Genomic DNA, 21,307 nt, shown 5'->3' on the forward strand with positions numbered 1-21,307 from the left:
GTAAGGCAGATGCTCTCCCAGCTGAGCTAATCTCCCAAATTCTGTATGAAAAATGGCGGACTGGACGGGACTCGAACCCGCGACCCCCGGCGTGACAGGCCGGTATTCTAACCGACTGAACTACCGGTCCTTAATCCAACTAACTTAGTTGACAGCGTCTTTCAGTGCTTTGCCTGGTTTGAAGCCAGGAACTTTAGCTGCCTTGATTTCGATCGGAGCGCCGGTCTGTGGGTTACGGCCAGTGCGAGCAGCACGCTCTTTAACCATAAAAGTACCAAAACCAACGAGAGCGACCTGATCGCCTTCTTTCAGTGCACCGCCAATGCTTTCGATCATGGCGTCTAAAGCACGGCCAGCTGCTGCTTTTGGAATGTCCGCAGAAGCTGCGATTGCATCGATTAATTCAGATTTGTTCACACTTATCCCCTTACTCTGTGCGCAATAGTGAATTCTTGTTATGCGACTGGGCGATCGCTACAGGAAAATATTAGAGCGACGATTTATACCAAGCGCTCCCCAGACCGTCAAGCGGCCTTAGTGTGTGCTGGGCCTGGTATTGTCGTCTTTTTTACCGGCAGCCTCATCTTTGGTGATAATTTCACCAACATGAGGCTCCGGTTTGCTTTCCAGTGCCAGATCCAGCACTTCGTCAATCCAGTCAACCGCCACAACATTCATATCTTCCAGAATGTTCCCCGGAATGTCGCGAAGATCCTTTTCGTTCTCTTTTGGAATAATTACGGTCTTAATACCGCCACGATGAGCTGCCAGAAGTTTCTCTTTCAGGCCACCAATGGCTAATACCTTACCGCGCAGGGTAATCTCACCCGTCATCGCTACATCTGCACGCACAGGAATGCCCGTCATCACAGAAGCCAGGGCCGTTGCCATACCAATACCGGCACTCGGACCATCTTTCGGTGTGGCGCCTTCTGGCACGTGCACATGCAGATCGTGCTTTTCAAAGTACTCGGGCGACACCCCCATACCAACAGCACGGCTACGCACGACAGTAAGCGCCGCCTGGATGGATTCCTGCATAACGTCACCCAGAGAGCCTGTTTTCACAATACGCCCCTTACCGGGGGTTGCAGCCGATTCCAGTGTCAGCAACTCACCACCGACCGAGGTCCAGGCCAGACCTGTCACTTGCCCGATCTGATTATCCAACCCGGCCAGACCATAACGGAATTTCTGTACGCCCAGATACTCGTCCAGAAGCTCGGCGCTGATGTCGCGGGTCTGCTGGTTTTTCTCCAGCATGTTAGCTTTGACAACGCGGCGGCAAAGCTTGGCAATCTCACGCTCAAGACCACGCACGCCAGCCTCACGGGTGTAATGGCGTATAATGTCGCGCAAGCGATCATCACTCACTTCAATTTCACGCTCATGCAAACCATTCAGTTTAATCTGCTTCGGCAACAGGTAACGCCGTGCAATGCTGACCTTTTCCGCTTCGGTATAACCCGGAATACGGATCACTTCCATACGATCCAGCAACGGACCAGGAATATCCATACTGTTGGACGTACATACAAACATCACGTCTGACAGATCGTAATCGACTTCCAGATAGTGGTCCGCAAAGGTCGAGTTTTGTTCAGGATCAAGCACCTCCAGCAATGCAGATGCAGGGTCGCCACGATGATCCATGCCCATTTTGTCGATTTCATCGAGCAGGAATAACGGGTTTTTCACCGCAACCTTAGACATTTTCTGTACAAGCTTACCTGGCATCGAACCGATATAGGTGCGACGGTGCCCGCGGATTTCTGCCTCGTCACGCACACCACCCAAAGCCATACGCACAAACTTGCGGTTTGTTGCACGGGCGATGGATTTACCCAGAGAGGTTTTACCAACCCCCGGAGGCCCAACCAGACACAACACAGCGCCTTTTACTTTTTTCACACGGGTCTGAACTGCGAGGTATTCCAGAATACGCTCTTTCACTTCTTCCAGACCAAAGTGATCAGCATCCAGAATTTCTTTGGCATTGGTCAGGTCATGATTTACACGGCTGCGTTTTTTCCACGGCAGGTTAACCAACCAGTCCAGATAGCCGCGTACAACCGAAGCTTCGGCTGACATCGGTGACATCATGCGTAATTTCTTCAGCTCGGCATCAGCCTTTTCACGGGCTTCCTTGGTCATGCCGGACTGTTCGATTTTATGCGTCAGTTCATCAAACTCATTGCTGCCGTCTTCCAGATCACCGAGCTCTTTCTGAATAGCCTTCATCTGCTCATTCAGATAATACTCGCGCTGGCTTTTTTCCATCTGCTTTTTAACGCGACCACGGATACGTTTTTCAACTTTCAGCAGATCAATTTCGGATTCCATTAATTCCATTAAATGTTCGACACGCTCACGCGGATCGAGCATTTCCAGAACATTCTGCTTTTCATCCAGTTTTAGTGAAATATGTGCTGCAATGGTATCGGCCAGACGCGAAGCGTCTTCGATTCCGGAAATCGTTGACAATACTTCGCTCGGAACTTTTTTAGACAATTGGACATACTGTTCAAAATGCCCGGTCAGGGAGCGAACCAAAACTTCGTTTTCACGTTCTGTTAATTCATCCGCAGATATGGCTTCAACCGTGCCACGGAATAATTCTTCTTCGTCAATCAATTCAGAAAGCTGCGCCCGCACATCACCTTCAACCAGTACTTTTACGGTACCATCCGGCAGTTTCAATAACTGCAGAATATTGGCGATGGTGCCGACGGTATGCATATCTTCACAGCCCGGCTCATCATCCGATGCATCTTTTTGTGCGACCAGCATAATCCGCTTGTCGAGACTCATCGCTTCTTCCAGTGCGTTGATTGATTTTTCCCGTCCCACAAACAGCGGAATCACCATGGCAGGAAAAACGACCACGTCACGAAGGGGTAATAGTGGTAATACTTCTTGAGTCATGAACAATGCACCTAAAAACTGCGTCTTTGACGCCAATATGTCAGGAAGTGAGGGCGAAGCGCAAGAAATACAAGGCCTGAAAAAACAAAAGGAGCCAAAGGCTCCTTTTGTTGACGGGATTATGATCCGTATCAGTCGTTGTCCGGAGACACCTTACCAACATCAGCGGTTTCATAAATGATCAGCGGCTCAGACTCACCATTGATCACACTTTCTTCGATCACTACCTTCGCCACATGCTCTTCCGACGGAATACGGTACATAGTGTGAAGCAATGCACCCTCCATAATAGATCGCAGACCACGGGCACCGGTTTTACGCTCCATCGCACAGGTTGCAATTGCATCCAGCGCGCTGTCACGGAATTCCAGCTCAACCGATTCCATTTCAAACAATTTCTGATACTGACGCACCAGAGAGTTGCGTGGCTCAGTCAGAATACGCACCAGCGCATCTTTATCGAGCTCATCCAGCGTTGCTACAACCGGCAAGCGGCCAATGAATTCCGGAATCAGACCGTATTTCACCAGATCACCCGGCTCCACTTCACGCAGAACCTCACCAACCGCCTTCTGCTCTTCTTTACCTTTCACGGTAGCCGAAAAGCCAATACTGCTCTTCTCTGAGCGATCACGGATGATGTTATCCAAGCCGGCAAAAGCACCACCACAGATAAACAGAATGTTGGAGGTATCTACCTGCAGAAATTCCTGCTGCGGATGCTTACGGCCACCCTGCGGCGGAACAGAAGCGACTGTACCTTCAATCAGTTTCAGCAGTGCTTGCTGTACACCCTCACCCGACACATCACGGGTAATCGATGGGTTATCAGATTTGCGTGAAATTTTGTCAATTTCGTCGATGTAAACAATACCACGCTGAGCTTTCTCAACGTCGTAATCACACTTCTGCAACAGCTTCTGAATGATGTTTTCAACATCCTCACCCACATAACCAGCTTCAGTCAGCGTGGTTGCATCAGCAATGGTAAAAGGAACATTCAGCAGTCGTGCCAGTGTCTCAGCCAGCAGAGTCTTACCACTACCGGTTGGCCCAATCAGCAGAATATTACTCTTGGACAGCTCAACCTCTGCCTTACCTTCACCACTCTGCAGGCGCTTATAGTGGTTATAAACCGCTACCGCGAGAACGATCTTGGCCTTCTCCTGGCCAATAACGTATTCATCCAGTGTCGCCTTGATTTCTTTTGGCGTCGGCAGTTTATCGCCTGAGCCTTTGTTCTCGGCTTCCTGCACTTCTTCACGAATGATGTCATTACACAGGTCGACACACTCGTCACAGATGAACACCGAAGGCCCGGCAATCAGCTTGCGTACTTCATGCTGGCTCTTACCGCAAAACGAGCAGTAGAGCAGCTTACCGCTATCGTCGCCTTTGCCCTTTGTATCGTCGGTCATTCGACTGCCTCATTATTCGTTGCACTGATCCAGAAGATGGATCTTTTTATCGGGTATTTCAAGGCCGGAAACAGAGTAATCCAGCCTTAAGTCAATCAGCGGTTTGTAACAACCTTGTCGATCAGACCGTAAGCCAGCGCAGCTTCCGGATCCATAAAGTTGTCACGCTCAGTATCCGCGGTCACTTGTTCAATACTCTGCCCGGTATGATGAGCCAGAATACGGTTCAGGCGTTCTTTGGTGTCCTGAATGTTACGCGCATGGATCTGAATATCCGTTGCCTGCCCCTGCGCACCACCACTCGGCTGGTGAATCATAACGCGGGAGTTAGGCACACTGAGACGCTTGCCCTTGGCGCCAGCTGCGAGCAGAAATGCCCCCATACTGCAGGCCTGACCAATCACCATCGTACTGACATCCGGCTTGATAAACTGCATGGTGTCATAAATAGACAGACCTGCAGACACCGAACCACCCGGCGAGTTGATGTACAGGTGAATATCCTTGTCCGGATTCTCAGACTCAAGGAACAGCAACTGCGCCACCACCAGATTAGCCATATGGTCTTCGACCGGGCCAACCAGGAAGATTACGCGCTCTTTCAGCAAGCGTGAGTAGATGTCGTAAGCACGCTCACCGCGGGCTGACTGCTCTACCACCATTGGTACCAGACCGCTTGCCTGGATGATTTCTGACTGTTGTTTCATGGAGTCAAACATTCGACCCTGTACTCCCTGACATAATTAGCTTTTTTACAAAAACAGCCGCAATGTGTGCGGCTGTCTCTGAGTTTAGCCATTGATTGGCGTTGTGTCAGTCACTCTGTCGAGTGATCAGGCAGGCTGATTAGCCGCGCGGATCACTTCTTCGTAAGTGGCTTCTGACTGGCTGATCTTAGCCCCTGCCAGAACTTTCTCAACCGCCTGCTCTTCCAGAGCCAGCGCTTCTACCTGAGATTTCTGCTGTGGGTTGCTGTTGTAGTAGTTGCGCACCTCTTCAGGATCCTGATAAGTCGCGGCAACTTCTTCAATCAATTCAGCCACTTTTTCTGCCGAAGGCGTCAATTCGTTCGCTTCGATAACCGCATTCATCAGCAGACCGATAACAACGCGCCTCTCAGCCTGATCTTTGAACAGCTCAGCTGGCAGCATGTTAGGATCCAGCTGCTGGCCACCGCCAAACTGCTGAACAGCCTGCTTACGCAGACGATCAATTTCCTGATCAACCAGAGAAGACGGAGCTTCAACGGTGTTAGCAGCAACCAGACCAGCAATAACCTGCTGCTTGGTCAGACTGCGCAGAGCACGGGCCAGTTCACGGTCCATGTTCTTACGGATTTCGGTTTTGAATTCAGCTTCATCAGCGGTTTCGACACCAAAACCTTTGAAGAATTCTTCGTTCAGTTCAGGCAGCTGAGGCTTTTTAACCGCAGTAACGGTTACCTTGAACTGAGCAGGCTTACCTTTCAGTTCTTCTTTGTGGTAGTCCTCAGGGAAAGCAACGTCCAGAGTTTTCTCTTCGCCGGCTTTCGCACCCACCAGGCCCGCTTCGAAGCCAGGAATCATAGAGTTGGAACCCAGAGTCAGGCTGTAACCTTTGGCTGCACCACCTTCAAATGCTTCACCGTCGATGAAACCTTCGAAATCGATCACTACCTGGTCGCCATCAGCGGCAGCTTCAGCAGACTCTTCCCACTTGGCATTCTGCTTACGCAGAGTATCCAGCATGGTGTCCAGATCCGCGTCGGTTACGGTAGCGGTTTTCTGTTCAACTTCGATGCTGCCGAAATCGGCCAGAGTGATTTCCGGGTAGACTTCAAACGTCGCTTTAAATTCCAGATCCTTACCGTCTTCATCAACGGTAGGCTCGAAAGTTGGCATACCGGCCAGTTTTACATTCTCGTCCTGCACGGCTTTAAAGAATGACTGTTGCATTTGCTGGTAGATAGCTTCGTAACGCGCCTGCTTACCAAACATACGCTTGGCAACAGCCGGAGGCAGCGGCTTGCCTTTACGGAAACCATTTACGCGCTGGCCTTTGGAGATACGCTTCAGTTCAGCAGTTACTTTACCTTCTACTTCTGCTGCAGGAACGCCAATGGTCATTACACGCTGAAGACCGGAAGTGGTCTCAATGGACACTTGCATAGATGCCTCTCAATATACTGTTCAAAAAATAACGCACAGGCCTCGCCCGGCGCCGATAAAATCAGAAAGGCGCGGATTATAGCGCAAGGCACTGCCCGAATAAAACCATTTAGAATGCTTGAGCAATCAAACACTTAGGAGATATAAACAAAAGGAATTAAGAAGGGGAAGTGGGGTGGCCGACGGGGCTCGAACCCGCGACAACAGGAATCACAATCCTGGACTCTACCAACTGAGCTACGGCCACCACAAAAGTTCTGCTGAGATTGCCAAATGGCGCACCCGGCAGGGATTGAACCTGCAACCCTCGGCTTAGAAGGCCGATGCTCTATCCAATTGAGCTACGGGCGCATGTCAATTCATTCAGACATTAGTGGTCGGGGTAGAGAGATTCGAACTCCCGACATCCTGCTCCCAAAGCAGGCGCGCTACCAGACTGCGCTATACCCCGAACTTACTTGCTTTGCGAAGTGCCCTGCAAGTGGCTGCGCATATTATAGATGAGCCCCCACCCCGTCAACGACTTTTTGAAAAAAATTAATAAAAACAATCGGTTCGGTGATTTTTTGAGCGTTTCTGCATTTATCCGCAGGCTGGCGCCAGCGGTATCTTTGTTTTTCTCAGCGCACATGAGAAAATCGCGCGCTTTGATAACTGCTACAGGTTTACTGCGCTTATGACCGCTCAACTGATCGATGGCAACGCCACTGCCAAAGCGATTCGCGAATCCATTAAACAGCAGGTTCAGGCCCGCACAGAGAAAGGTCTGCGCGCACCCGGCCTGGCGGTCATATTAGTAGGCAGCGACCCGGCGTCCGAAGTCTATGTGGCGCATAAGCGTAAAGACTGCGAACAGGTCGGCATTGTCAGCAAGGCCTTTGACCTGCCGGCAGAAACCACCCAGCAACAACTGCTGGACCTGATCGACGAGCTGAACCATGACAGCAGTGTTGATGGCATCCTGGTGCAACTGCCCTTACCTGCCGGCCTGAAAGCCGATGAAATTCTTGAGCGTATCGACCCAACCAAAGATGTTGACGGCTTCCACCCATTCAATCTTGGCCGCCTGGCACAGCGCATGCCGATGCTGCGCCCCTGCACTCCGGCTGGCATCGTTGACCTACTGGACGGCACCGGCGAGGAAGTTCGTGGCAAGCATGCGGTCATTGTTGGCGCATCCAACATTGTTGGCCGCCCGATGGGTCTGGAACTGCTGCTGAAAGGCTGCACAGTAACCACCTGCCACCGCTTCACCAAAGATCTGGCGCATCACGTCCAGCAGGCCGACATTGTGGTCGTTGCCGTTGGTAAGCCGGGTATTGTTAAAGGTGAATGGATCAAGCCCGGCGCCACCGTGATTGATGTTGGTATTAACCGCCAGGCTGACGGCAAACTGATTGGCGATGTGGATTTTGCCGCCGCCGCCGAACGCGCCGCCTTCATCACCCCGGTTCCGGGTGGTGTAGGCCCGATGACCCGCGCCAAATTGCTGGAAAATACCCTGTTTGCCTGCGAGACCCTGCACAAGCAGTAATCACTGAATATTAAGAAAACAAAAAAGCCCGGACAGATCGCTCTGTCCGGGCTTTTTCATATCTGCCGCTAACGGCGGATTATTGCTTTGACCAGCTGGTGCCTTCCGGACCATCACGCAGCACAATCCCCTGCGCCAGCAATTCATCACGCACCTGATCTGCCGTAGCAAAATCTTTGGCTTTTTTCGCCTCAGCACGCTTACTGATCATGTCCTGAATCCAGGCTTCATCGACATCCGCACCAGACTGCAAAAAGGCTTCCGGCTCAGACTGCAGACAACCCAACACACCCGCCAGATAACGCAACTGACCAGCCAATGCTGCCTGCTCTGCCCCATCGGCTTTATTCACGGCCCGCACCAGATCAAACAATGCGGCAATGGCTTCCGGCGTATTGAAGTCATCATCCATCGATGCATGGAAGCGTTGCGAATATTCATTATCAATATCCGCAACCTCGCCAACCACAACACCACGCAGCGCATTATAAAAACGCTCCAGCTTGGTGTGCGCTTCTTTCAGGCTGTCTTCGGAATAATTGATCGCACTGCGGTACTGACTGGAGAGCAGTAAAAAACGCACCACTTCCGCCGGATATTTTTCCAGAATTTCGCGGATGGTGAAAAAGTTGCCCAGCGATTTGGACATCTTTTCGCCATCAACACGAACCGCACCGGCATGCATCCAGGTATTCACGTATTTTTTACCCGTAGCCGCTTCCGACTGGGCAATTTCGTTTTCGTGGTGCGGGAATTTAAGATCCGGACCGCCACCATGAATATCAAAGGTTTCACCCAGACAGCAGGATGACATGGCCGAACATTCAATGTGCCAGCCCGGGCGACCAATACCCCACGGCGAATGCCAGTGTGGTTCGTCGGCTTTGGCGGCTTTCCACAACACAAAATCCAGAGGATCTTGCTTATGTTCGTCAACATCGACACGCGCACCGGCTTCTAAATCATCCAGAATTTTACCGGATAATTTGCCGTAACCTTCGAATTTACGCACCGAGTAATACACATCACCATTCCCCGGCGCGTAGGCATAACCTTTGGCAATCAGGGTTTCGACCAGACGGATAATATCGTCGATATGCGCCGTGGCTTTTGGCTCCGCATTCGGGCGCTCAATTTCCAGCAGGTCGGCATCCTTGTGCATCTCAGCAATAAAGCGCTCGGTTAATGCATCAAAAGCTTCGCCGTTTTCGTTGGCACGCTTGATAATTTTATCGTCGATATCGGTGATATTACGGATGTAATTCACCTCATAACCACGATGACGCAAGTAGCGGGCAATAACGTCAAACGCCACCATCACCCGGGCATGACCCAGGTGACAGAAGTCATAAACCGTCATACCACAAACATACATGCCAACCTTGCCTGGCTGTAACGGTTTAAATTCTTCTTTCTGACGCGTCAGCGTATTAAAAATCTGCAAAGTCATAATCAGCCTTAATCTGCCTGCAGTGATTTATCTTCACGCAAGCCAATGGTCAGGTTAAAGACCGGCTTGTCAGTGCTGTGATCGTAGCGGTCGGCAACAAAATAGCCTTCACGCTCAAACTGGAAATTACTTTCTGCACCGACATTGGCCAGTGCAGGTTCAACCCAACCGGTGGTAACGGTGAGCGAATCGCGATTTACAAACTGCATAAAATCGCCGTCGACTTTATCCGGCGTCGGGTGATTAAACAGACGCTCATAGAGGCGTAATTCTGCCTGCACCGAATGACTGGCCGAAACCCAGTGCACCACCCCTTTTGGGTTATCACCGTCGGCCGGATTTTCACCCAGCGTGCCTTCGATTAATTTCGCCCGCACCAGCACAACATTACCGGCTTCGTCTTTTTCGTAGCTGGTTGCTTCGATCACATAAGAATGACGCAGACGGATACGTTTGCCCGGCGTGAATTTCTTTTTGAATTTCTTGCTGTACTCTTCTTTAAAATCATCCTGATCGATATAGATCTCACGGGTAAACGGCATTTCGCGCGAGCCCAGATCCAGCTCGTGATGATATTCGGCGCTGAGCATTTCCAGATGATCGACGGCCAGATTTTCGATCTCGACTTTTAACGGCCGGATCACACACATCGCACGCGGTGCATGCTTGTTCAGATCATCACGCAGCGCGTGCTCCAGCATCGCCACATCGACCATACCGTCACTGCGGGTCACACCAATCATTTCGCAGAAATTACGCACCGAGCGCGGAGTAAATCCACGACGACGCATACCGGCGATGGTAGGCATGCGCGGATCATTCCAGCCTGCCACCACCTGATCATCCACCAGAGCTTTCAGCTTACGCTTGGAGGTTACGGTGTAATCCAGATTCAGGCGGCCAAATTCGTACTGACGCGGCTGTGCCGGCACCGGCAGATTGGCAATAAACCAGTCGTACAGTGGTTTATGGTCTTCAAATTCCAGCGTACAGACGGAATGGGTAATGCCTTCGATGGCATCCGACTGACCATGGGTAAAGTCATAGGTCGGGTAAATACACCATTTATCACCGGTCTGATGGTGATGCACTTTACGGATACGATAGATGATCGGATCACGCAGGTTCATGTTTGGCGATGCCATATCAATTTTGGCGCGCAGCACGCAGGCACCTTCGTTGAAGTCACCGGCACGCATTTTTTCAAACAGCGCCAGGTTTTCTTCTGCCGTGCGCTCACGGAAGGGGCTGTTTTTACCCGCTTCGGTCAGGGTGCCACGGTATTCACGCGCCTGCTCCGGGCTAAGGTCACAGACATAAGCCTTGCCTTCACGAATCAGGTGCAGCGCCCACTGATGCAGCTGGTCAAAGTAATCCGAGGCATAACGCACCTCTCCGGCCCAGTTAAAGCCCAGCCAGGTGATGTCGTCTTTGATCGCATCAATAAATTCCTGGCTTTCTTTTTCCGGGTTGGTGTCGTCGAAACGCAGGTTACACTGGCCGTTAAACTGTTCGGCCACGCCGAAGTTCAGGCAGATTGATTTGGCATGGCCCACATGCAGATAACCGTTAGGCTCAGGCGGAAAGCGTGTCACAACGCTCTGAACCTTACCGCTGGCGAGGTCATCCTGAACGATTTTGGCAATGAAATTGTGGCTGTTTGGAGTTGTGTCTGTCATAACCATCCGTTTCTGAGTAGTACCGGCAGGTTGCCGCGCGGAGGCTGTTCCGGGCGGAAATTCCGGCAATCGTGCCACGGCGCTGTCAGGCCGCGAAAAAGGCGGTATTATACGCACTCAATCCCATGAAGGGATACACGATTCAATGACAGAGGCTTCACATGATCCTGCTTAAAACCAACTTCGGCGACATCAAAATCGAACTGAACCACGAGAAAGCGCCAAAAACTGCGGCCAACTTCGAGAAGTACGTAAAAGAAGGCTACTACGACGGTGTGATTTTCCACCGTGTGATCGACGGTTTTATGATCCAGGGCGGCGGCTTTGCCCCGGGTATGGTTAATAAAGAAACCGACATGCCGATTGAAAACGAAGCAGACAACGGTCTGAAAAACACCGTTGGCACCCTGGCCATGGCCCGCACCATGGACCCACACTCCGCCAGCGCGCAGTTCTTTATCAACGTATCGGACAACGATTTCCTGAACCACACCAGCAAGTCCACTCAGGGCTGGGGTTATGCCGTATTTGGTGAAGTGGTTGAAGGCATGGACGTGGTTAACCGCATCAAAGCCGTTAAAACCACCACCCGTATGGGCCACCAGGACGTTCCGGTCGAAGACGTCATCATCGAAAAAGCTGAAATCATCGCGTAATGGCGGTTTATTTCATCTCCGATCTGCATCTTGAGCCTGGCCGCCCGGCCATGGCTCAGGGCTTTGTGCATTATCTGCAGAATCTGCAGGATGCCGATGCGCTGTATATTCTCGGCGACTTTTTTGAAGTTTGGATGGGCGATGACTTTGATCATCCCTTCGTCAGCAGCATCAAAGACGCCCTGCGCGCACTCAGCAACAAAGGCACCCGCCTGTTTCTGATGCACGGCAACCGCGACTTCCTGCTGGGCCAGACCTTCTGCGAACAGACCGGCGCCACCCTGCTCGACGATCCGGCCGTGATCACCCTGGGTGACGATGCGGTACTGCTGATGCACGGCGACAGCCTCTGCACCCTTGATGTGGAATATATGAAGATCCGTCAGATGTTCCGCAACCCGGCCTGGCAGCAGGACTTTCTCAGTAAACCACTGGAAGAGCGCATTGCCTTTGCCCGCCAGGTTCGCAGCGAAAGTAAGAGCGGTCAGCAGATGAAAAGCTCCGATATCATGGATGTCACCCCGGAAGAGGTGGACCGCGAAATGGACCAGGCCGGTGTTACCACCCTGATTCATGGCCATACCCACCGCCCGGATGATCACCGCTGGATGCACAACGGCAGCGAACGCCGCCGTCTGGTACTGGGCGACTGGTCAGACGATTGCGGCTGGATGATCCGCTGGAGCGAAGAAAGCGGACTGCAGCTCAGTCAGTTTACGTTCTGACTGAAGTGACTAAACAGACTCTGACTGCAGTAATAAAAAAGCCGGCTTTATGCCGGCTTTTTTATTACTGACGTGTTTCTGCAATCCGGTTCAGAACGGCTGCGGCTCAGGCTCCAGCTGCACACCAAATTGCTCGCTCACACTGGCAACCACCGCATCTCGCAGCTGCTCAATATCGGCATAGGTTGCCGCGCCATTGGTGGTCAGCACCAGCGCCTGCTGATCGTGCATCCGTACCGGGCCAAGCCAGCGCCCTTTCCAGCCGGCCTGCTCAATCAGCCAGCCCGCCGCCAGCTTGATACGGCCATCGGCCTGCGGATAGGTTGGTAATGACGGGTACTGAGCACTCAGCTGTGTTGCCTGATATACCGACACCAGCGGATTTTTGAAGAAAGAACCGGCATTGGGAATCTGCGCCGGGTCCGGCAGTTTACTCTGGCGAATCGCACACACCTGTTCAATCAAAGCCTGTGGACTGATCGCATCGCCCTGCGCCGTCGCCCAGCTGGCCAAAGGGCCATAACTCAGATCCGGCGCAAAGGTTTTACCCAGGCGGAAGACCACGCGGGTGACAATAAAGTCACCGGCCAGCTCATGCTTGAAAATGGAATCACGATAGGCAAAGCGGCATTCGGCGACACTCAGCGTGCGCCACTGGCGAGTGCTGAGCTGAATACCGGATACCGAGTCGATGCAGTCGGCGACTTCAACGCCGTAAGCGCCGATATTCTGAATCGGCGAAGCACCGACAGAACCCGGAATCAGCGCCAGATTCTCCAGCCCATGGCCAAACTCTGTGCTGTCCTGTACCCACTGATGCCAGCTCATGCCGGCATCCACCGCCAGCCAGCGATTGCTTGCATCTTCACGCAGCAAACGCACCGAGGTCATGGCCGATTGCAGCACCAGACCGGGCACGTCGTCGGCCAGCAACACATTACTGCCACCACCCAAAACCCGAACAGGCCAGTTATGCCGTTGCGCCAGCGTCAGCAGACTGAGCAATTCCGAAGCGGAAGAAAAACGCGCAAAGGCTTCGGCCTGCGCCGGTAAGCGCAGCGTATTCAGCGCCGACAGGTCGTAGTTTTGCTGCACCTCGGGTACGGGATGATTCACGGTGTTTCCTTTACGCGCTGGTTTAAGCGCTGACGAATATCGGCCAGCAAACCTTCACAGGCATCTTCAACCAGATCCAGCACCTGCTCAAAGCCATCGGCACCGCCATAGTATGGGTCCGGCACTTCGTCGCTGTTAAATCGGCGGGCAAAGCTGCGTAAAAACAGCTGGGGTTCGGTACGCGCAGCGGCGGGTTTTAATGCGCGCAGGTTGCTGAGGTTTTCCAGATCCATCGCCAGCACATAATCAAACTGGTCAAAATCGGCGGCCAGCGCCTGACGCGCACGCAACAGCGATAAATCGTAACCGCGCTCAGCAGCGGCTTTGATGGTGCGCGGATCGGGCGTTTTGCCGATATGCCAGGCAGCGGTACCGGCGGAGTCCACCTCAACCTGATCACTCAGCCCGGCAGAGGCGACCATGCTGCGGAAAACACCATCGGCGGTCGGTGAACGGCAGATATTGCCCAGACAAACAAAAAGCACACGCAGCACAGTACTTACTCGGCCTGTTCTTTGGCGGCTTTCTGCGCTTTTTCGAGTTTTTCTTCTTCGCTCATACGGCGTGCTTCACCTTCCAGCATCACCGGCACACCATCGCGCAGCGGGAATGCCAGACCGTCGAAGGTACACAGCAGCTCCTGTGCGTCTTTTTCATACTTGAGTTTGCCCTTGCACAGCGGACATACCAGCATGCTCAGTAATTGCTTATCCATGAGTTTTTCCACTCCAGGTCATTAATAAAGAATCCAGCCGCGCCGCTGTCTCAGGCTGTGCCACCGCACTGACCTGCAGATACCACCAGTCGGGCCGGGCAAAGTCACGGCATTTTACCCAATCTTTTTCCGTCATCACGAGCGGCAGATCAGGTGTTTGCTGATGAAAGTCCAGATCATCGGGCTGAAACTGATGATGATCGGCAAAACTGTGCTCCTGTGGTTGCATTCCCAGACTACGCAGTGAGTCGTAAAAACGCTGTGGATTGCCGATACCGGATACCGCCACCACCTCGCGGCCACTGAAGCTTTGCAGGGCAATCTGCTCACCACTGACAGCATTCACCAGTGCCGTTGGCTGCACCTGAAAATCCGCGCCGTTGCGCAACACCAGATCCACCGTTTTAAGCCGTGCCAGCGGCTCGCGTAATGGCCCCAGCGGCAGCAACCAGCCGTTACCAAAACCACGGGCATGATCGACCACCACGATTTCGGCGGCTCTGGCCATGGCGTAATGCTGCAGGCCGTCATCGCTGAAAACGATATCCGCCCGGCCGGCAAGCTCAGCCACCGCACGGCGGCGCTCAGGATCGACCACAACCGGACAAAAGGAGGCACCGGCATTCAGCCGGTTAAACAGTAAACGGGGTTCGTCACCACTGTGCTCTACCGGCGTATCAGCCGTCAGATCCAGAGGATATTGCGGGGCTTTAGCGCCGTAGCCCCGACTGACGACCGCTGGTCTGAGACCCAGCGCCTGAGCATGCTCTGCCAGCAAGGTAATTAACGGCGTTTTGCCGGTCCCGCCAACGGTAATATTACCGACCACCACCACAGGCAGCGCATTGGCCGGCGGCGGATTACGCAAAAACCGCCGGCGGCGCAGATGCACCACCACCCACACCAGCGGCCAGAGTGGCAACAGCCACAGATTGCCCAGCACCGAGCCATACCAGTTGCGTTCAATCCGTGCGGCCAGCCCGGCAAGAGCCTTACTCATCGCATTTATTCACTGAACTGTATCTGATGCAGCTGAGCGTAAATCCCCTGCTGCGCAATCAGTTCGGCATGGGAGCCGTCTTCACGCACTTCGCCCTGATCAATCACCACAATGCGGTCGGCACTTTCAATGGTGCTCAGGCGGTGGGCAATCACAAAGGTGGTACGGCCCTTCATCACCTCTTCCATGGCCGCCTGAATATGGCGCTCAGATTCGGTATCCAGTGCCGAAGTGGCTTCGTCGAGAATCAGCACCGGAGCGTTTTTCAGAATCGCCCGGGCAATGGCAATGCGCTGACGCTGGCCGCCGGATAACAGCACGCCGTCTTCACCGACCTGGGTGTTGTAGCCTTCCGGCAGACGGGAAATAAATTCATCGGCATGGGCGGCTCTGGCGGCGGCGATGATTTCTTCATCGGTTTTATCCGCCAGCAAGCCGTAGGCAATATTGTCGCGAATGCTGGCGTTGAACAACGTCACCTGCTGACTGACGATGGCAATCTGCTCACGCAGACTGTCGAGGGTCAGATCGCGGATATCGTCACCATCAAGCAGAATACGGCCGGAGCCTACTTCGTAAAAACGCGGGATCAGATTCACCAGCGTGGTCTTACCACTGCCGGATTTACCGACAAACGCGACCGAGGTACCCGGTGTTACTTTCAGGCTGATGCCTTTCAGCGCATCGTTTTCGGCGCCCTGATAGCGGAAGCGAACATCATCGAAGCAGACCTCCCCCTTAGCGCGGGTCAGGGTTTTGGTGCCCTGATCCACTTCGGCGTCGGCATCCAGCACCGAGAAAATAGATTCTGCAGCGGTCATACCTTTCTGAATCACGGCATTGATATCGGTCAGCGCGCGCAGCGGCTTAGCGATCAACGAGGCGGCGGTCATAAACTGCAGAAACTCAGCACTGCTCATACTGCCGTCGGCCACCCGCTGAAACATCAGATACACCATCAGACCCAGGCCGACAGCCACAATCTGCTGAGTCAGCGGCACGTTAATGGCTTCGGTCAGACCAAACTTCAGCGATTGCTTGCGGTTATAGTCACTGGCTTTACGGAAACGCTGCTGCTCGTATTCAGTACCGCCAAAAGTACGCACTTCACGGTAACCATTAATACTCTCGTTGGTTACCTGAGTCACATCCCCCATCGCTTTCTGAATACGCTGGCTGTAACGACGGAAGAAGCGACTGGCGAAAGCAACCACCAGAACAATCACCGGGACCAGACCAAGGAAAATCAGCGTCAGGCTGTAATCCAGCCAGATCAGATAAGCCATCAGCAGAATAACGGTAACGCCTTCCTGCACCGTAGTGGTTAAGGCACGGGTTGAGGCGCCGGTTACCTGGTCCACATCAAAAATAACCCGCGAGATCAAACGGCCACTGGATTCACCATCGTAGTAATGACTCGGCAAGCGGGTCATTTTATTGAACAGTTCAGTACGCAGGCTGTGCACGACATTGCGGCCCACCACCGCAATAAAGAATTTTCCCAGGAAGGTACCGATACCGCGATAAAAAAAGATGCCCATCAGCATCAGCACCAGCAGCAGAATTTTATCCGGCTGCGGATCTGACAGGGTCTGCTCGACCACACCCATCAGATGCGCCATTGCCGGTGCTGCCGAGGCGAAAATAATGTAGCCAACAATGGCCACGGAAAAGGCCAGTTTGTGTGGCCAGACATACGAAAGCAGGCGTCCGTACAGACGCCTGATGGAGGTTTCGTTACTCATGGGGTTTATTCAGATTTCCCAGGTTGACGGGTGGTAATGCTCAGATTGACCAGACCGAGCTGGCCGGCGGCATCCATCGCCCGCACCACCGCTTCATGCGGTGTTTTGGCATCAGCAGTAATCACCACTGGTGCCGTCTGCCGGCCTGCCAACGCCTTCTGCAGACCACGCTTCAGCGTATCCAGCTGATGATTGATAAGCGTCTGATCATTAATACTGTATTCGCCGCTGGCTGAAATCAGAATTTCAATCGCCTGTGGCTGCGCTTCGGACGCTTCCGCCGTCGCCTCCGGCAGATCAATGCTGAGGTGATTTTCTTTGGTGAAGGTGGTCGACACCATAAAGAAAATCAGCAGCAGAAATACGATATCAATCAGTGGCGTCAGATTGACGTCCACCGCTTCACGATTCTGTCGTTTGAAGTTCACTTAGGCCGCCTCTGAGGAATCCGCCACTTCACGATCACCATGCAGAACATCCACCAGTTTGATGGCTTCCTGTTCCATAAAGACCACAATTTCATCCACACGGCGTTGCAGCATACGGTGTGCAACCAGAGCCGGAATACCGATGATCAGACCGGCTGCGGTCGTAATCAGAGCTTCAGAAATACCACCGGCCAACATATTCGCCTGTCCGGTACCCTGCGTCATGATTTCAGAAAACACCTGAATCATACCGAATACGGTACCCAGCAGACCCATCAGCGGGGCGACAGCAGCGACAGTACCCAGCGCATTGAGGTAGCGTTCCATCTCATGGATTTCATGGGAGGCCACTTCTTCGATGCTTTCTTTCATGATCTGGCGACCATGGCGGGAGTTAATCAGACCTGCGGCCAACACGCGGCCCAGCGGGCTGGAGGCGCGCAATTCTTTGATACGGGCACTGTCGAGCTGATTATTTTTCATCCAGCCCCAGACCCGCGCCAGCAGATCACGCGGTGCAATCTGCGCCGCCCGTAAGGTCCAGAACCGTTCAACGGTAATTCCCAACGCCAAAATAGAAGAAATGATGATAGGTACCATCATCCACCCACCGCTCTGGATGATTTCCAGCATTGTCAGCTACTCCTGCCAGTTATTTTGGCCCGTACTCTAGCACAAGCCCGGGCGGCAGCATAAGACCCGCAACGCCGCTGAAAGTGCCGGACTGTGAGCAGAATCATGAATAAAATCAAGGCTGTCGCCAGGGCGGCTGCCAACCGGATCGTGCCGTCGTCACCTGACCGTCCGGTGCCATCAACACCGCCCCATCGCGCGCCGTCAGATACCAGGGAATCTTACGCGCCTCCAACCGGGCCGTTACATCCGCATGAGGATGACCAAAACGGTTATTAAATCCCGCCGAAATCCATACCTGCGAAGGCTTTACAGCGTCGAGAAAAGCCGCAGATGAACTGCTGCGGCTGCCATGATGAGCCAGCACCAAGACATCGGAGCGCAACTCGGCGCCAAAGTGCTCAACCAATTGCTGTTCAAGATCGCGCTCAATATCACCGGCTAATAAGAAGCGCCGCTCATGCCAGCGCACCTGTACCACACAGGACTGATTATTATCCGAAGGGTTGACCCGTGCCTGCTGCTCATCCGGCAGAAGCAACAGACGGTAATGCAGATCCGGCCCGACTTCCTGCCAACCGGCTGTTATAAGTTCACGACAGAGGTGAGCCTGCGGCTGTACAGGCAGATCCGGCAACAACTGTCCCAACAACAGCTGTTGTACCGGTAATCCATCCTGCAATACAGAGTTCAGGCCGCCGGCATGATCCAGATCGGAATGACTGACAAACAGCGTATTAACCTGAGTCACACCAGCCTGTTTAAGCAATGGCAGTAATAATGCTGCACCGGCATCAAAATGTTCCGAGAAGCGCGCACCTGTGTCATAAACCAGCGTGTGTTGCCCACCGATAAAAGCCAGACTCTGCCCCTGCCCGACATCCAGCATCATTGCCTGCTCCCGGTACGGACCTGCAGATGACAGAGGCCAGAACAACGCCAGCAACAGCATCAGCACTGATCCGAAGCTCAGCGCAGGACTGACCCCCAGACGCAACAACAGCAACAGACAGGGCCAGAGCAGCAGCAACGGCCAGGGCTGGTAAAAGTGTACCGCCCAGGACTGCTGTTGCAGGCCGCTGAGCACGGACCAGAAGAACTCACCCACGACCGCCAGCAAGGCGTCAGGCACAGTGATAACCATCTGCGCCTGCGTATCACCGAGTACCGCGCCAGCCAGCCAACTCAGCCCGGCATCCAGCAACGCCAGTGGCAGAATCACCAGGCTAAGCAGCGGAATTACCAGCAGGTTCGCCCCCACCTGCACCAGACTGACCGGCAGCAGCCAGAACCACAGCAGTGGCAGCATCGTAACAAACACTACCCACTGGGGTAGAAACAGTGCCTGTAACCATCCCTGCCGGCGGCCAGTAAAGAACGCCAGCAAAGCCAATACAGCAACAAAAGAAAAGCCAAAACCGGCCCGGGTCCAGATCAGGGGATTAACCAGCAGCACCAGCAACAACGCCAGAGAGAGCACCGTCAGCCAGTTAAAACGCCAGCCGCTGAAGAGCAACCACAGCAGTGCCATGATCATGATCCAGGCACGCTGCAGCGCAATCCCCATTCCCGCCAGCCAGACATAACCCGCCGTCAGTCCGCCAATCAGCAACAGACGCAACAAAGCCGGATGACGTAAACCGCGGCCACTGAGCAGCCCCCAAAGCTTGATACAGGCAAGCGCCAGCAACCAGCCAAGAGCGGCTACCATCCCCACATGCAGACCACTGACAACAAGAAGATGCAGCGTGCCGGTCTGCTGTGCCAGCCGCCACTGGCCAGTACTGAACGCCTGCTGTTCACCAAACACCAGCCCTGCCAGCCAGGGCCAGGCCTCCGGCGAATGAAGCTGGCGTTGCGCAGCCAGCAATGCATCGCGTAACGAGGGCTCGCCGCTGGCGATCAGCCGTGCACTGCGTATATAGCCGCCGGCATCAATGCCTGAAGACAGCAGAAAAGCCTCATAATCAAAGGGCAAGCCATTGGCGAAAGCACGTGGACTGCGCAACACAATCTCAGCGCTTAACTGCATACCACTGCGCAACGGCATCGCCGGTCGGTACCAGCTGAGCTGCAGGCGGCGCAATTCCGGCAAATTCCTGGCATCAGATCCGGACCGGATGCCCGGTAAAAACTGCCCGTGAACAACGCGGGCAATAAGGCGCAGACCCTGCCCTCGCTCTTCAACCTGCTCAACCGTGATATCCAGAGTCAGCCTGCTGCGGTCCAGTGCCGTTGGCAAACGGTGACTGAGGTTGTATTGCAGCCAGAAGCTGCCATAGAGAAGTCCGGCAATCAGCCAGAACAGAGACTTAAGAGAAACCGGCAGGACATTAGGCCAACGGCTGTTTACTGCAGAGACAGCAGCCAACGGGATAACCCCCGACAACACAAGGGCTAAAGCCTGTAACGGAGTCAGCAGAGTACCGCTGACGATTCCTGCAGCACAGAACAGATAAATCTGGTGCATTGCCACTCCATGGCATTATCGGCATAATCGGCGCGCATAAATCAGCTGGCGATGTTCATGCCTAAAAAGTTTTTACAGAAGTTTTTTCCATCGCCGGAACAGGTACAGAGTAATCCTTCTCTGCGTTTCCTTTCCCCGCTGTTCAGCAAACCCAATCTTTGGCACGTTAACCGCCGCTCGGTAGCGCGTGCATTTCTGGTCGGTTTATTTACTGCTTTTCTGCCAATGCCATTCCAGATGGGTATTGCTGCATTCTTTGCCTTTTACGCCAATGCCAATGTACCGATTTCGGTTGGTCTGGTCTGGGTCAGCAATCCGATCACGATTCCCCCATTGTTCTACGGTACTTATCTGTTCGGCACCTGGCTTCTGGGAACACCAAGCAACAGCTTCAGCATTGAGCTTTCACTCGACTGGGTGCTGAATGAACTGGTTTCCATCTGGCAACCCTTGCTGGTGGGATCACTGACCGTTGGCATCTTTCTTGGTTTATGCGGATATTTTGCCATCCACCTTGCATGGCGACTGCACATTGCCAATAACTGGAAAAAACGCCGCATTAATCGCCTGAAGCGTGCCGCAGAAAACGAAGAAAGTAACTGACAGCCAGCGGTAATTAATACTGCCGGCCGATGTGAAAGAATCTCCCGGCGTTATCCCTGCCAG

Annotated in this window: 19 protein-coding genes and 4 tRNA genes; 4 read left to right on the forward strand and 19 right to left on the reverse strand. The window is 53.4% G+C overall.

The features are described from left to right. Positions 1-53: 53 nt before the first annotated feature. From B3P58_RS13045 to B3P58_RS13085, 9 genes are all read right to left on the reverse strand, one after another. Positions 54-130: transfer RNA gene (locus tag B3P58_RS13045), tRNA-Asp, on the reverse strand. Between the two features lie 14 nt (positions 131-144). After that, complete coding sequence (locus B3P58_RS13050; protein ID WP_145468521.1) at positions 145-417, reverse strand: HU family DNA-binding protein; 273 nt, start codon at positions 415-417, stop codon at positions 145-147. A gap of 117 nt (positions 418-534) precedes the next feature. Then, complete coding sequence (gene lon, locus B3P58_RS13055) at positions 535-2,925, reverse strand: endopeptidase La (protein WP_145468519.1); 2,391 nt, start codon at positions 2,923-2,925, stop codon at positions 535-537. A gap of 131 nt (positions 2,926-3,056) precedes the next feature. After that, positions 3,057-4,343 carry an ATP-dependent Clp protease ATP-binding subunit ClpX gene (gene clpX, locus B3P58_RS13060; protein WP_145468517.1) on the reverse strand — a complete coding sequence of 429 codons (1,287 nt, stop codon included), beginning with the start codon at positions 4,341-4,343 and terminating at the stop codon, positions 3,057-3,059. Positions 4,344-4,438: 95 nt separating this feature from the next. Beyond that, positions 4,439-5,062, reverse strand: a complete 624-nt coding sequence (gene clpP, locus B3P58_RS13065) for an ATP-dependent Clp endopeptidase proteolytic subunit ClpP (RefSeq protein ID WP_145468515.1) — start codon at positions 5,060-5,062, stop codon at positions 4,439-4,441. A gap of 114 nt (positions 5,063-5,176) precedes the next feature. Continuing rightward, the gene (gene tig, locus B3P58_RS13070) at positions 5,177-6,490 is read right to left on the reverse strand and encodes a trigger factor (RefSeq protein WP_286718056.1); all 1,314 of its coding nucleotides are present in this window, start codon (positions 6,488-6,490) and stop codon (positions 5,177-5,179) included. 171 nt (positions 6,491-6,661) lie between these two features. Beyond that, positions 6,662-6,737 (reverse strand) — tRNA-His (locus tag B3P58_RS13075). A 27-nt stretch (positions 6,738-6,764) separates the two neighbouring features. Further along, positions 6,765-6,841: transfer RNA gene (locus tag B3P58_RS13080), tRNA-Arg, on the reverse strand. Between the two features lie 23 nt (positions 6,842-6,864). After that, positions 6,865-6,941 (reverse strand) — tRNA-Pro (locus tag B3P58_RS13085). Between the two features lie 225 nt (positions 6,942-7,166). On the opposite strand from B3P58_RS13085, the gene folD reads away from it, so the two are divergent. Then, positions 7,167-8,024, forward strand: a complete 858-nt coding sequence (gene folD, locus B3P58_RS13090; protein ID WP_230332292.1) for a bifunctional methylenetetrahydrofolate dehydrogenase/methenyltetrahydrofolate cyclohydrolase FolD — start codon at positions 7,167-7,169, stop codon at positions 8,022-8,024. Between the two features lie 79 nt (positions 8,025-8,103). On the opposite strand, the gene cysS is transcribed toward folD, so the two are convergent. Both cysS and B3P58_RS13100 read right to left on the reverse strand, forming a co-directional pair. Continuing rightward, positions 8,104-9,474: a cysteine--tRNA ligase gene (gene cysS, locus B3P58_RS13095; RefSeq protein WP_286718059.1), complete on the reverse strand. Its 1,371-nt coding sequence runs from the start codon at positions 9,472-9,474 to the stop codon at positions 8,104-8,106. An 8-nt stretch (positions 9,475-9,482) separates the two neighbouring features. Next, positions 9,483-11,153 (reverse strand): glutamine--tRNA ligase/YqeY domain fusion protein, encoded by a 1,671-nt coding sequence (locus B3P58_RS13100; protein WP_286718061.1) that lies wholly within the window; start codon positions 11,151-11,153, stop codon positions 9,483-9,485. Positions 11,154-11,314: 161 nt separating this feature from the next. Between B3P58_RS13100 and B3P58_RS13105 the strand changes: the two genes are divergently transcribed. Continuing rightward, positions 11,315-11,809 (forward strand): peptidylprolyl isomerase, encoded by a 495-nt coding sequence (locus tag B3P58_RS13105; RefSeq protein ID WP_145468505.1) that lies wholly within the window; start codon positions 11,315-11,317, stop codon positions 11,807-11,809. After that, complete coding sequence (locus tag B3P58_RS13110; protein ID WP_286718065.1) at positions 11,809-12,534, forward strand: UDP-2,3-diacylglucosamine diphosphatase; 726 nt, start codon at positions 11,809-11,811, stop codon at positions 12,532-12,534. The genes B3P58_RS13105 and B3P58_RS13110 overlap by 1 nt, the downstream gene beginning before the upstream one ends. 90 nt (positions 12,535-12,624) lie before the next feature. Here the strand turns inward: B3P58_RS13110 and murB are convergent, their stop codons facing one another. The 8 genes from murB to B3P58_RS13150 all read right to left on the reverse strand — a co-directional run bounded on the left by murB (position 12,625) and on the right by B3P58_RS13150 (position 20,641). Next, positions 12,625-13,650, reverse strand: coding sequence for a UDP-N-acetylmuramate dehydrogenase (murB, locus tag B3P58_RS13115; protein ID WP_286718068.1), 1,026 nt, complete (start codon positions 13,648-13,650; stop codon positions 12,625-12,627). Continuing rightward, a complete protein-coding gene (locus B3P58_RS13120) occupies positions 13,647-14,144 on the reverse strand; it encodes a low molecular weight protein-tyrosine-phosphatase (RefSeq protein WP_286718071.1) in 498 nt (165 codons plus the stop codon). The genes murB and B3P58_RS13120 overlap by 4 nt, the downstream gene beginning before the upstream one ends. Before the next feature lie 5 nt (positions 14,145-14,149). Continuing rightward, the gene (locus B3P58_RS13125) at positions 14,150-14,365 is read right to left on the reverse strand and encodes a Trm112 family protein (RefSeq protein ID WP_145468501.1); all 216 of its coding nucleotides are present in this window, start codon (positions 14,363-14,365) and stop codon (positions 14,150-14,152) included. Further along, positions 14,358-15,365: a tetraacyldisaccharide 4'-kinase gene (gene lpxK / locus B3P58_RS13130; protein ID WP_286718074.1), complete on the reverse strand. Its 1,008-nt coding sequence runs from the start codon at positions 15,363-15,365 to the stop codon at positions 14,358-14,360. The genes B3P58_RS13125 and lpxK overlap by 8 nt, the downstream gene beginning before the upstream one ends. 5 nt (positions 15,366-15,370) lie before the next feature. Then, the gene (gene msbA, locus B3P58_RS13135) at positions 15,371-17,110 is read right to left on the reverse strand and encodes a lipid A export permease/ATP-binding protein MsbA (protein ID WP_286718077.1); all 1,740 of its coding nucleotides are present in this window, start codon (positions 17,108-17,110) and stop codon (positions 15,371-15,373) included. A 5-nt stretch (positions 17,111-17,115) separates the two neighbouring features. Next, positions 17,116-17,538: an ExbD/TolR family protein gene (locus B3P58_RS13140; protein ID WP_225692635.1), complete on the reverse strand. Its 423-nt coding sequence runs from the start codon at positions 17,536-17,538 to the stop codon at positions 17,116-17,118. After that, positions 17,539-18,171, reverse strand: a complete 633-nt coding sequence (locus B3P58_RS13145; protein WP_145468493.1) for a MotA/TolQ/ExbB proton channel family protein — start codon at positions 18,169-18,171, stop codon at positions 17,539-17,541. A 115-nt stretch (positions 18,172-18,286) separates the two neighbouring features. Further along, positions 18,287-20,641, reverse strand: a complete 2,355-nt coding sequence (locus B3P58_RS13150) for a DNA internalization-related competence protein ComEC/Rec2 (RefSeq protein ID WP_286718084.1) — start codon at positions 20,639-20,641, stop codon at positions 18,287-18,289. Positions 20,642-20,698: 57 nt separating this feature from the next. Between B3P58_RS13150 and B3P58_RS13155 the strand changes: the two genes are divergently transcribed. Next, positions 20,699-21,244 carry a DUF2062 domain-containing protein gene (locus tag B3P58_RS13155; protein WP_145468489.1) on the forward strand — a complete coding sequence of 182 codons (546 nt, stop codon included), beginning with the start codon at positions 20,699-20,701 and terminating at the stop codon, positions 21,242-21,244. Positions 21,245-21,307: the final 63 nt, after the last annotated feature.

Origin of the sequence: Thalassolituus sp. UBA2009, assembly GCF_002335285.1 — a bacterium.
Lineage (GTDB): Bacteria > Pseudomonadota > Gammaproteobacteria > Pseudomonadales > Oceanobacteraceae > Venatoribacter > Venatoribacter alkanivorans.

Coding starts and splice junctions, on each gene's coding strand:
- lon (WP_145468519.1), bottom strand. CDS start 2,925: ATGACTCAAGAAGTATTACCACTATTACCCCTTCGTGACGTGGTCGTT.
- clpX (WP_145468517.1), bottom strand. CDS start 4,343: ATGACCGACGATACAAAGGGCAAAGGCGACGATAGCGGTAAGCTGCTC.
- clpP (WP_145468515.1), bottom strand. CDS start 5,062: ATGTTTGACTCCATGAAACAACAGTCAGAAATCATCCAGGCAAGCGGT.
- tig (WP_286718056.1), bottom strand. CDS start 6,490: ATGCAAGTGTCCATTGAGACCACTTCCGGTCTTCAGCGTGTAATGACC.
- folD (WP_230332292.1), top strand. CDS start 7,167: ATGACCGCTCAACTGATCGATGGCAACGCCACTGCCAAAGCGATTCGC.
- cysS (WP_286718059.1), bottom strand. CDS start 9,474: ATGACTTTGCAGATTTTTAATACGCTGACGCGTCAGAAAGAAGAATTT.
- B3P58_RS13100 (WP_286718061.1), bottom strand. CDS start 11,153: ATGACAGACACAACTCCAAACAGCCACAATTTCATTGCCAAAATCGTT.
- B3P58_RS13105 (WP_145468505.1), top strand. CDS start 11,315: ATGATCCTGCTTAAAACCAACTTCGGCGACATCAAAATCGAACTGAAC.
- B3P58_RS13110 (WP_286718065.1), top strand. CDS start 11,809: ATGGCGGTTTATTTCATCTCCGATCTGCATCTTGAGCCTGGCCGCCCG.
- B3P58_RS13125 (WP_145468501.1), bottom strand. CDS start 14,365: ATGGATAAGCAATTACTGAGCATGCTGGTATGTCCGCTGTGCAAGGGC.
- lpxK (WP_286718074.1), bottom strand. CDS start 15,365: ATGAGTAAGGCTCTTGCCGGGCTGGCCGCACGGATTGAACGCAACTGG.
- msbA (WP_286718077.1), bottom strand. CDS start 17,110: ATGAGTAACGAAACCTCCATCAGGCGTCTGTACGGACGCCTGCTTTCG.
- B3P58_RS13145 (WP_145468493.1), bottom strand. CDS start 18,171: ATGCTGGAAATCATCCAGAGCGGTGGGTGGATGATGGTACCTATCATC.
- B3P58_RS13150 (WP_286718084.1), bottom strand. CDS start 20,641: ATGCACCAGATTTATCTGTTCTGTGCTGCAGGAATCGTCAGCGGTACT.
- B3P58_RS13155 (WP_145468489.1), top strand. CDS start 20,699: ATGCCTAAAAAGTTTTTACAGAAGTTTTTTCCATCGCCGGAACAGGTA.